The sequence below is a fragment of the Oscillochloris sp. ZM17-4 genome, assembly GCF_019599295.1.
Classification (GTDB): domain Bacteria; phylum Chloroflexota; class Chloroflexia; order Chloroflexales; family Chloroflexaceae; genus Oscillochloris.
Map to the genome: position 1 here is coordinate 38,660 of NZ_JAIEWN010000043.1, position 10,657 is coordinate 49,316.

General features: G+C 66.1%; 8 protein-coding genes and 2 tRNA genes. 2 read left to right on the forward strand and 8 right to left on the reverse strand.

Annotation, left to right across the window (positions count from 1 at the left end):
- The 5 genes from K2Z83_RS22625 to K2Z83_RS22645 form a co-directional block, all read right to left on the reverse strand.
- Positions 1-231 (reverse strand): zinc-ribbon domain-containing protein (locus K2Z83_RS22625; RefSeq protein ID WP_220597443.1); only part of this gene is annotated, 231 nt, incomplete at its 3' end.
- A gap of 54 nt (positions 232-285) precedes the next feature.
- Positions 286-1,350, reverse strand: coding sequence for a histidinol-phosphate transaminase (hisC, locus tag K2Z83_RS22630; RefSeq protein ID WP_220597444.1), 1,065 nt, complete (start codon positions 1,348-1,350; stop codon positions 286-288).
- Positions 1,351-1,424: 74 nt separating this feature from the next.
- A complete protein-coding gene (locus K2Z83_RS22635) occupies positions 1,425-3,515 on the reverse strand; it encodes an ATP-binding protein (protein WP_220597445.1) in 2,091 nt (696 codons plus the stop codon).
- A complete protein-coding gene (locus K2Z83_RS22640) occupies positions 3,512-4,459 on the reverse strand; it encodes an NAD(P)-dependent oxidoreductase (RefSeq protein WP_220597446.1) in 948 nt (315 codons plus the stop codon). Before K2Z83_RS22640 ends, K2Z83_RS22635 begins: the two co-directional genes overlap by 4 nt.
- 3 nt (positions 4,460-4,462) lie before the next feature.
- The gene (locus K2Z83_RS22645) at positions 4,463-4,981 is read right to left on the reverse strand and encodes a MarR family winged helix-turn-helix transcriptional regulator (RefSeq protein ID WP_220597447.1); all 519 of its coding nucleotides are present in this window, start codon (positions 4,979-4,981) and stop codon (positions 4,463-4,465) included.
- A 285-nt stretch (positions 4,982-5,266) separates the two neighbouring features.
- Here K2Z83_RS22645 and K2Z83_RS22650 point away from each other — a divergent pair.
- Both K2Z83_RS22650 and K2Z83_RS22655 read left to right on the forward strand, forming a co-directional pair.
- Positions 5,267-5,343, forward strand: a tRNA-Glu gene (locus K2Z83_RS22650).
- Positions 5,344-5,350: 7 nt separating this feature from the next.
- A tRNA-Asp gene (locus tag K2Z83_RS22655) sits at positions 5,351-5,426 on the forward strand.
- Positions 5,427-5,836: 410 nt separating this feature from the next.
- Here the strand turns inward: K2Z83_RS22655 and K2Z83_RS22660 are convergent.
- From K2Z83_RS22660 to lepB, 3 genes are all read right to left on the reverse strand, one after another.
- Positions 5,837-6,904 carry a glucose-1-phosphate thymidylyltransferase gene (locus K2Z83_RS22660; protein WP_220597448.1) on the reverse strand — a complete coding sequence of 356 codons (1,068 nt, stop codon included), beginning with the start codon at positions 6,902-6,904 and terminating at the stop codon, positions 5,837-5,839.
- 267 nt (positions 6,905-7,171) lie between these two features.
- Positions 7,172-8,770, reverse strand: coding sequence for an SH3 domain-containing protein (locus tag K2Z83_RS22665; RefSeq protein WP_220597449.1), 1,599 nt, complete (start codon positions 8,768-8,770; stop codon positions 7,172-7,174).
- Positions 8,771-9,367: 597 nt separating this feature from the next.
- Positions 9,368-9,997 (reverse strand): signal peptidase I, encoded by a 630-nt coding sequence (gene lepB / locus K2Z83_RS22670; RefSeq protein WP_220597450.1) that lies wholly within the window; start codon positions 9,995-9,997, stop codon positions 9,368-9,370.
- Between the last annotated feature and the right edge of the window lie 660 nt (positions 9,998-10,657).

Consider the following 10,657-nt stretch of genomic DNA (forward strand, 5'->3'; position numbering starts at 1 on the left):
CGGGGGAGCGGGCGCGCCCGCCATGCCGCCGCCCAGCGTGAGCAGCAGCAGGCCGGCGCAGGCCAGCAGCATCAGCGCGCCGAGGCAGCCGCCGCCGCCGAGGATGGCCCAGATCAGGCGGCGATTCGTGGGCGCGGGCGCGGGCGCGGCCAGGGCCGCGCCGCACTCGGGGCAGAACCTCCGCAGCTCGGCGAGCCGCGCGCCGCAGTGAGGGCAGAATGCTCCAGGCATAGCTAGTATTCTGGGAGAGGGCGGAGCGGGCTTGTCCCGCTCCGCCCCCCGTCATCATAGCACGTCGCGCAGCGCAGCTATCAGCCCGCGGTTCTGCTCATCGGTGCCGAAGGAGATGCGGATCATGCCGGGCAGGCCCCAGACGGCCAGGGGCGACACGGCGAAGCCGCGCCCGCGCAGCGCGCCCGCCACCATCGCGTCGTCGCCCACGTGTACGGCCACAAAGTTCGTCTCGCCGGCGATCGGCGACAGGCCCAGGGCGGCCAGCTCGGCCATGTAGAAGGCGCGGCTGGCGGTGGTGTGGGCGCGCGAGCGTCGGAGGTGATCCTCGTCGGCCAGGGCGGCGACGCCGGCGACCTGGGCCAGCAGGTTCACATTAAAGGGCGATCGCACCCGATCCAGGTAGCTGATCAGCTTCTCAGAGCCGTAGGCGTAGCCCAGGCGCAGCCCGGCCAGCCCGTAGATCTTGGCGAAGGTGCGCAGCAGCACCAGGTTCGGCCGGCCGCCGCGCAGGTCGGCCAGCAGGTCGGGGTAGTCCGCGCGATCAACGAACTCCACATAGGCCTCGTCCACCACGATCAGCACATCCTCGGGCACCCGCTCGATGAAGGCCCGCACCTCGGCCGCGCCGTTGGTGGTGCCGGTCGGGTTATTCGGGTTGCACACGAAGACCACCCGCGTCCGCTCGGTGATCGCCTCGGCCATGGCCTGCAGGTCGTGGGCGTAGTCGCGCTGGGGCACGAATACCGGGATGGCACCCATCTCCATCGTGCGCACCAGGTAGCTGATGAAGGTGCCGGCGGACAGCACCACGTTGTCGCCCTCGCGCAGCAGCCCCAGGCAGATCAGCATGATCAGCTCGTCGGATCCGTTCGCACAGATGACGTTCCCGAGCTCCAGGCCGACCCGCTCGGCCAGGGCCTGACGCAGCGCCATTGCGCCCATGTCAGGGTAGCGGTGCACCCCGGTGGCGGCATCCATGATCGCCGCCACGGCCAGGGGCGAGGGGCCGAGCGGGTTCTCGTTCGCGGCGAGATTCACCAGATCGGGCGGCGAGGCACCGGCCGGCTTCGACGAGGAGTAGGCGGGCAGGCGTTGGACATACTCTTTGTAGTGCATAATCATCTCCATTCCACGCGTAGGGCCGAAGCATTGTGGGCAGCCGCTTCGCGGCTGCCCACAATGCTTCGGCCCTACGCCATCGTCGTCATCGGCAGCGCGAACGAGAAGGCGCTGCCCGAACCCTCGACACTCTCCACCCAGATCGCGCCGCGGTGCATCTGCACAAACTGGCGGCTCAGGTAGAGCCCCAGGCCCAGGCCCTCGGCGCGGTGGCTGCGGGCGCGGTAGAAGCGCTGGAAGAGCTTTGCCTGCTGCTCGGGCGAGATCCCGCTGCCCTCATCGGTGATGGAGATGATCGCCAGATCATCGCCTAGCAGCTGATCGCCCAGCTGGCGCCGATCATCGCCCGCCGCCAGCCGCAGCCGCACCGTCACCCGGCCCGACTCCGGGCTGTACTTGATCGCGTTGCCGATCAGGTTCGTCAGCACCTGGTGGATGCGCAGCGAGTCGCAGTGTACGATCAGCTCATCGTCGGCGCTCTCCAGCACCAGGTCGCGCGCGCCGGCCGCGGGACGCTGCTGGTCGATCACCTGGGCGGCCAGCGCCACCAGGTTCACCGGCTGGATCTGCAGGTCGAGCTGGCCCGCGTCGATGCGCGACACATCGAGCAGGTTGTCCACCATGCGCAGCATATGCGAGACCTGCTGGGTCAGGATGGTCAGGCCGCGCACATCGCGCGAGTCGGCCTGGCTGCGCTGCTGCTCGCGGCGCAGCAGCAGGTCGGCGTAGTTGCGCACGGCGGCGAGGGGGCTGCGCAGCTCGTGGGCGGCCACGGCCAGGAACTCGTCCTTGGCCCGCTCAAGCTTCTGGTTGGCCGTCACATCGCGGAAGACCACCACCGCCCCCTCGATCATGCCGTCGTCGGCGCGGGCGGGCGCGCCGCTGAAGCTCATCACCGTCTCGTCGCCGCTGGAGCCGCTCAGGATGAGCCGGTAGTCCTGGAAGATCTCGCCGGCCAGGGCGCGGGCGAAGGGCAGCTGGTCGAGGGTGAGCCGCTGGCCGTCCAGGTCGCGCATCCGGTAGAAGTCGGGCATCTCGGAGAGGCGCTGCTCGAAGGGCAGCGAGTCGAGGCGCAGCAGGGTCAGGGCGGCCTCGTTGGCCAGGGTCAGGCGTCCGCGCGCGTCGCAGAGCAGCACGCCCTCGGCGATCGAGGTGACGACCGTGTTCAGCTTGCGGCGCTCGCTGGTGCTGTCGGCGTAGAGGCGCACGTTGGCCACGGCGAAGCCGACCTGGTTGCAGATCGGCAGGAGCATCTCGCGGTCGGCCCGCGCGGGCAGGCTCGCGTCGCCGTAGAGCGCCAGGACGCCGGCGACGGTGCCGCCGGCGAGCAGCGGGAAGTAGGCGCAGCCGGCCAGGCCCTCGGCCAGGAAGGCGCCCTCGCCGCGCTCCTCGATCAGCGGGCGCAGCATGGGCTGGCCGAAGTGGACAACCTCCTCGCAGGGCGAGCCCATCACCGGCACGCGGGCCAGGGCCTCGGCGCAGGCCGGCGAGAGCCCCTGCTGCGCCCCGAGCTCCAGCCGGTCGTGGGCCGGGTCGAGCAGGAGCAGGGCGCCGGTGGCGCCGGGGACCAGGCCGAGCACCACATCGAGGATGCTGCGCACCAGGTCGGTCAGGTCGGCCGCGGTGCTGATCGCGGTCACCACCGCGTCGAAGGCCTTCAGGCGTCGCTCGCTGCGCTGGGCCCCGTCGTAGAGGTGGGCGTTCTTGATCGCCGACGCCGCCAGGTTGGCGAAGGTCTGCAGCACCGACAGGTCGCCCTGGGTGATCGGCCTGCCCGCCTTGGCGGTCGCCGGGTCGCCTAAGGTGAAGAGCTCAAGCACGCCGATAATCTCGGCGCCGACGCGCATGGGGATGCAGGCGCAGACCAGGCGGCGCGGGCGCAGCGAGAGGCCGAGCAGGGCCTGCTGGGTGGCGGCGCTGATCGGCAGGCCGATGGCGGCGCCGGCCCGCAGCCGGCCGCCCTTCGCATCATAGATCCAGAGCGCCCCGGCCTGCACGGCGGGCAGCGCCTCGACCGCGCGGCTGACCAGGGTCGCGAACAGCTCCTCCGGGTCGAGCACCGCCACCAGGCTCGACGAGGCCTGGAAGAGGCGCATCACCTGGGCGGCGGTGCTGGCGCGCTGCCGCGCGGCGCCCCTGGGCTGCTTCTCCTTCTGTGTCATGTGCCGCCCCCATCGGCGCGCGACCAGGCCACGGCGCGGCGGATGCCCTCGGCCAGGCCGACCTGCGGCGCGAAGCCGAGCAGCTCGCGGGCCAGCGAGATATCGGCCACATAGTAGCTCACCTCGCCGACGCGCTTGGCCGGCTCCACGATGATCTCGGGCCTCACGCCGAGGGCCTCGCCGATCAGCTCGGCCATGCGCACCAGGCTGTTGCCCTCGCCGCAGGCCAGGTTGATCGTCCGGCTCTGCACCTCGCCGGTGAGGAGCCGCTGCACCCCGCGCACGATCCCGTCCACGCAGTCGTCCACATAGGTGAAGTCGAGCACCTTCTCGTGCCCGTAGACCGTCACCGGCTCGCCGCGGGAGATCCGGCGGATGAAGAGCGGGATCACCCGCTCCATGCGCTCGATGTCGTTGTCGTAGCGCCCATAGACGTTCGAGAAGCGGAAGACGATATAGGGGACGCCGTAGCAGCGCGCGTACGAGTAGACCAGCGCCTCGCCCGCGATCTTCGAGGCCGAGTACGGGCTCTCGGTATAGCTGAAGTCCGCGCTGCCCTCGTCGGTCATGTAGCGGTGGATGTCGCCGTAGACCTCGCGCGATGACGAGAAGATGATCGGCAGGCCGTTGGCCCGGCAGTACTCCAGCACATTGAAGGTGAGGGTGATATTCTCCAGGGCGCGGTGGGGATGCTCGACCAGCTCGTGGACCTTGGCGTTGGCCGCGAGGTGGACCACGATATCGCAGGCCGGGTAGGGGGCGCCGCCGATGCCGCCGCTGAACTCGCGCTGCGGCGCGGCGAGATCCTGGAGCAGGGTGGGGAATGCGTCCGTCCACGGGTTCGTCCGCCGGTCCACGCCGAACACACGATGGCCCTCCGCAAGCAGCCGGAGGGCCAGGTTTGTACCGATCTGGCCGCTGGATCCCGTGATCAGAACGCGCATCGCTTAGACCGGGCGCAGGGGCGTGATCATCGGATGGTGCGGCGCGTCCTCCGCCGGCTCCTCGCCGCTGAGCATCTCGTGGAGGCCCGTGAGCAGCAGGCGCAGCAGGCACTCTAGGTCGCCGAGCTGGCTGAGGTCGAAGTGCTGCAGCATGCGATCCATGTCCTCGTGGCGCGCCTGCTCGACTCGCGACACGCGCTCCTCGCCGGCGGAGGTCAGCGTCACCTGCACCACCCTGCGGTCATCGATGTCGCGCACGCGGCCGACCAGATTGTCGTCGATCAGCCGGTCCACGATCCCGGTCAGGGTGCCGGCGGACTGCTGCGTGACATCGGCCAGCTCGCTCATCCGGCAGGTCTGCGCGTCGCGGATGGCGAAGAGCGTCACCATCTGCGGCATGGTCAGTCCAATGTCGGGGCGGCTGAGCGTCTTCAGCAGCTGCTTATGGCTCTGCCAGGTGATCTGCCGCACCACATCGCTGATGGTGGTCACGTACGCAGACCGATGTTGTAGGGTGGACATCGCGCCATCCTCCGCTGATAGGGCGAGCCGCAGCTGGCCGGGCGCACCATGTTCTCGATGAGGCTTAAACTATTCTTGTGCAAAATATTTTGTACCGCCTCATAGTAGCCGATATGCGTACAGCTGTCAATCACTCGCACTGCGCCTTGCACAGCATCACAGCGCGGAAATAAGGCAGGCCCGTGTGCCTGCCCGCGTCGCGCAGGGCCAATCCGGCGATGGGCCAGCACTTGGCGATTTGCACGTTCGAGAAAGGTATGATATACTCCCCCAGGTCGTTAGGGCGGCCCCATCGTCTAGCGGCCTAGGACGTCACCCTCTCAAGGTGAAGATCGCGGGTTCGAATCCCGCTGGGGTCACCAAGTGCCTGGACCCGTGGTGTAGCGGTTAACATGCGGCCCTGTCAAGGCCGAGAGCGCGGGTTCAAATCCCGTCGGGTCCGCCATAAGGTGTCAGAGAGGTCTGCGGAGACGCAGGCCTCTCTGATTCTGCCGGGCGCCATCGCCTCACGCACAATAAAGAGGGGACAGAAGGCTCCCCCCCTGTCCCCTGTCCCCTGTCCCCTGTCCCCTGTCCCGCCGGCGGCCAGCGTGCCCGCCCCGGCCATAAACGCGCGCCGCGACAGGTAGATATGCTCGGGCGTTATCTCAGACGATCGGATCTTGGTCACGGCGCACCTCTTGGCTATACTTGACCCGCTGGCTCTCGCTACGAGTCACTCTAGCCGCCAGATGTTACAGAGTCCTAACGCGCCGCTTAAGGCTTGCTTAGCGGATCAGGTGCTCCACGCCTTCGCGCCCTTCGCGTTCGTGTCCTCCGCCCGCCTTCGCGCCCTTCGCGTTCCAAACGCCCGCCTCACAGCACCCCGACGCTGCTGTTATCGCCGAGCATCAGGCGGTAGGCCTTCGGCTTGAGCGGGCTGCGGGCCACCTCGACGTTCCGCCCGATCAGGCTATCCTCCAGGCGGCTCGGCAGCCCGCGCACCGTGCTATGCTCCAGCATGATGCTGTGCTCGATCTCGCTGTCCTCGATCAGGCAGTCGTGGTAGATCGAGGTGAAGGGGCCGACGTAGGAGTTCAGGATGCGGGTCTTCTCACCGATGATCGCCGGCCCGCGGATGGTGCTGTTGATAATCTCGGCCCCCGCCTCGACGATCACCTTGCCGATCAGCTGCGAGTCGCGGTCGACATAGCCCTGGACGGAGGGCGTCATCTCCTCCAGGATCAGCCGGTTCGCCTCCAGCAGGTCGTCCTTCTTGCCAGTGTCGATCCACCAGCCCTCGTGGATGTAGGGGTAGACGGCGTGCCCGTTGCTGACTAGCCACTGGATCGCGTCGGTGATCTCCAGCTCGCCGCGGGGCGAGGGGCTGATCGCGCCGACCGCGTCCCAGATATGGTGGTCGAACATATAGATCCCGACCAGGGCCAGGTCGCTGCGCGGCTCGCGGGGCTTCTCCACAAGGCGCTCGATCCGGCCGTTGTCATCGAGCTCGGCCACCCCGAAGGAGCGCGGGTCGGCCACCTGCTTGAGCACAATCTGGGCGTTATGGGCGCTCTGTCCAAACTGCTGGATCAGCGGGCTGATGCCGCCCTGGATGCAGTTATCGCCGAGGAACATCACGAAGCGGTCGTCGCCCAGGAAGTCGCGGCTGATCTTGACAGCGTGGGCCAGCCCGGCCGGCGCGTCCTGCGGGATGTAGGTGATCTGGACGCCCCAGCGCTTGCCGTTGCCCACGGCGGCGCGGATCTCATCGCCGGTGTCGCCGATCACGATTCCAATATCCGTGATGCCGGCGTCGCGGATCGCCTCGATCACGCGGAAGAGCACCGGCTTATTCGCCACCGGCACAAGCTGCTTGGCGCTCGTATAGGTGATCGGGCGGAGGCGCGTGCCCTTCCCTCCGCTGAGTACCAGTCCTTTCATCAGACCCTCATCCTTCTTAAAGCACTGAGCGGAATGACTGAGTCACTGAGGCACTGAACCTAGCGCGTCATCTACTCGCGCCTTGCTCGCTCGGGCTCAATCGATTTGCCCATCGCTATAGGCTAGATTGAACAATCTCCCGCGCCACAGGCGGGACAGCCGATTCTACTCGTAATGAGCCATTGCTGCAAGGGCGGCGCACAAAAAGGGCGGCGCAGGCTTGACCAAGCCTGCGCCGCCCCACTTCGCCCTCAGTGCCTCAGTGATCTAGCGATAGGGCCTGATGGCGCCCACAAAGTGGTTCTGCCAGTAGCTGCTCCAGACGCCGGAGACCTGCACGCCGTAGCTCGGGGTCATCGCGTGGACGATCTGGCCGCCGCCGATGTAGATGGCGACGTGCGAGATGCCGCGGTGGCCGCCGGTGTTGGCGAAGAAGACCAGGTCGCCTGGGGCGAGGCTGCCCATATTGCCGATCATCGCGCCGTAGCGGGTGCTGAACTGGCCGGCGGCGCTGTGGGGCAGGCCCACGCCATACTGCCGGTAGACATAGCTCGTCAGGCCGCTGCAGTCGAAGCCGCCCGGGCCGCTGCCGCCCCAGCGGTAGCGGGAGCCGATAAACTGCACCGCATAGCTGGCGACATCGCCGCTGGCCGCGACGTTCACTGGCCCGCTGGACCCGCGGATGGTCGAGACGCGGCTCGGCAGTGCCGGGAAGTTCGTGGTTGTCGGCACGCGGCGGATGGCCATCGGCGATATCTTCACCAGGTCAGAGAAGATCCAGGCCTTGGTGCCATTATCAAGCTGGACCTTCACCCAGTCTTTGTACTTTGCCAGGAGCGCCACCTGGGAGCCAGCGTTCACCGATCCGACCCGCTCGTAGGCGGAGCCGGGTCCCTTGCGCATATTGACCGAGTTCTCAAGCACGGCACCAACCAGCGGCGGGTTCGGGTCGGGGATCTCCTGGGCGACGGGCACCCGATTGACCACGCCATCAACAATCGTCAGGAAGTCTTGCGTCACCCAGCCGTACTGGTCGCCGTACTCAACCAGGAACCAGCCCTGGAACTGCTCGACGAGCGTGAGCTCCTGGCCATTGCCCATACGGGCCATGCTCATGTAGTTCGTGCCGGGGCCGTCGCGCAGGTTGAGGCCTTCCTCAACCACCACGCCTACCTTTGGCGGGGGCGGGGGCGGGATCTGCTCATCGGGGACGGCGTTCAGGGCGTAGATCACGGCCTCGGGGATATCGACCAGCTCAGTGGCGACCCAGTAGGTCGTCGGGTCGTCGGCCTGTCGGATCTGGAGCCACTCCTCGTGGCGCCCGAGCACCTGGATGGAGGTGCCGCCGTTGATCCGGCTGACATCGTCATAGGCCATGCCGGGGCCATTGCGCAGCTTCACCACATCGCCAGAGATCGTCGCCGGGACGATCAGCGGCGCGAGCAGGGCGCTCCGCGAGCTCAGCGAGAGCGGCACAGGCAGCGCCTCAGTATCATCCAGGGGCGGGTCGCCGACCTGCATGAGTGCGCTTGTGGAGTCCAGACTTATCGGGCCAATGCCGACAAGCGCGTCCTGGGGGGAGACAACCGCTACCTCAGTGGGCGCCATAGTGCTCACTGGAAGCCGGCTGAGGAGAAGCGCAAGGGGTACAGTCAGAATAACGACTGTGTGGAGCAAAAAGCGAGCCGGGAGCTTCGCGAGACGAGTTCCGGGGGAGCGAAACGCAGAGACGACAGCACTGTTCAGATCTGCGAGTGGCTGGAAGCTATGTCTGTGACGATCCCGACGGTGTGCGGCACGGCGTTGAAGTGATTGCAGATCCGTTCGCAGCTGCGACGGCGGTTGGTTGCGGTTAAGCTCAATCATGGAGCAGTCCACCTCACTCTTGTCCCTGTAGCAGAGGAATGCGTGGCCTGAGCCCGCAACACGTTCCTGGTGTCTCTCTGTGCCACAGTGGCATATGGGTTGGGATACCGGAAGTCTAGCATAGGTCTCAGATCTCTGCAAGTGTCAGTCTGGTATCAGGTTACGGGCTAGGGTGAGATGTGGTAGCGGCACATACCCTGACACAACCGTAAACGAGCCGAGAACATGTAAGCCTATACGCTTGTAACTTCATTGCGGCTGTGGAACCGCCCCTCTTCGCACGAAAGGTAAAGGTATATTAATATACTCCGCCTATCTTGTCAATAGATAACTAGTCCTACCCCATTATAATACGTCAAACTACGATTTACGACAGAGCATTTGTAAATAGTTTCCTGCAATCTCTACCGCAGATAGGCGCCAGGCCGAACGGCGGTGAGCGTGAACGTCGCGTGTATCGTGGCGCTGTCAGGCATTTGGCGGAGGGATGATGAAACCCTGACGCCCACCCAATAAACCTGATAACCATTTTCAACGCAGGTGGATGGAAAGACCGAGATATGGGTGAGCGAGCGCTAGCGGCACCACGCACATGCGCTAGAGGAACAGCGATAGCTGGTCGATGGGCCAGAACCGTAGCACCACCCGGCCGACCACATGATCGCCTAAGACCGGCCCAAACTGCCGAGAATCCTGGCTCACCGGCCGGTTATCGCCCATGAAGAAATACTCGTTCGCGCCGAGGGTGACGTTACAGTAGAGGGAGCACTCGGTGGTGCCAACGAGGTACGGCTCAGGGAGGCGCGAATCATTGATAAACACGCCGCCGTCGCGGATCGCCACCTGGTCGCCGGGGAGGCCGATCAGGCGCTTGATCAGCGGCGGCACGCGCTGATCATCAGTCTCGTAGAAGACGACGATCTGGCCGCGCTGGAGCCCGGCGGCGGCCGTAGCGCCGGGGTCAGCCGCATACGCGGACCCGCTGATCCAGCCGCCGAGCGTGCGCCCGGCTTGGCTGACGAGCACGCGCTGCCCGGGGTAAAAGTTTGGCTCCATGCTCGTCTGCTCAATGCGGTAGCGAGCGATCAGTGTCGAGCTGATACTCAGGATGATCAGCGCATAGATGACCGCCTTCAGCAGATGTGTCAGCAGATGGGTAGGGCGTCGTACCGGTAGCGGATAGAGCGCGTTCGCAGACAGGCTGCGGCGGTGGGTGAGGCGTGGCATAACGTGTGTCTCCTATGGTGCCCCTACCATAGTTTATCATCGCCACGCAACCCGGGAACGTGAGAGCTCCCCACGCTGCGTAGACAGATGACAACCAACAGTGCATAGCTCTTTTCACTTAACCACCCACCAGAACGGTATACTTACTCATGTGTGAGAAGCAGAGGGGTGTCAGCTGTTGAGTCTAGGTGCGATTGCGTGTCGCTGCTCACGACCGCAGATACGCACCGACGTAGCGAGTATGTAGGGTCTTCACCTCTTCCTAAGACAAGGCCTCGCTGAACAGCGAGGCTACCTCCTATCACCTCCCCGCCCATGCCGCGCAAGCGGCGACCTCTGCTTCGTACAAGCGCCCGCCTGGAACTCCAGGCGGGCGCTTGTGTGTACAGGGCTTCTGCAAAGTCGCTGCCATGCGGGGGTTTGGGGGTGGCTTCGCCACCCCCAAAGATTTTGTTAGCGCGAATACGCGCTGGGTCAAGCCCCACCGGCTGGCGACGGAAGTCGCGCCGGAGCGGCGCCGCGCGCCGGGCGTCGGCCTGCGCCGACGCCGGAACCGCCCGCAGAGGTGGGCGGGTGGCCGGAGGCTCCGCGCTGCGACGTCAGTCGCCAGCTGAGGCACCTACGCTCATAGGTTACCCCAAGGCGTATTCGCGCTAAGAC

Excerpts from the sequence above, each read along its gene's own strand:
- hisC (WP_220597444.1), bottom strand. The coding sequence starts at position 1,350 with ATGCACTACAAAGAGTATGTCCAACGCCTGCCCGCCTACTCCTCGTCG.
- K2Z83_RS22635 (WP_220597445.1), bottom strand. The coding sequence starts at position 3,515 with ATGACACAGAAGGAGAAGCAGCCCAGGGGCGCCGCGCGGCAGCGCGCC.
- K2Z83_RS22640 (WP_220597446.1), bottom strand. The coding sequence starts at position 4,459 with ATGCGCGTTCTGATCACGGGATCCAGCGGCCAGATCGGTACAAACCTG.
- K2Z83_RS22645 (WP_220597447.1), bottom strand. The coding sequence starts at position 4,981 with ATGTCCACCCTACAACATCGGTCTGCGTACGTGACCACCATCAGCGAT.
- K2Z83_RS22660 (WP_220597448.1), bottom strand. The coding sequence starts at position 6,904 with ATGAAAGGACTGGTACTCAGCGGAGGGAAGGGCACGCGCCTCCGCCCG.
- K2Z83_RS22665 (WP_220597449.1), bottom strand. The coding sequence starts at position 8,770 with ATGATTGAGCTTAACCGCAACCAACCGCCGTCGCAGCTGCGAACGGAT.
- lepB (WP_220597450.1), bottom strand. The coding sequence starts at position 9,997 with ATGCCACGCCTCACCCACCGCCGCAGCCTGTCTGCGAACGCGCTCTAT.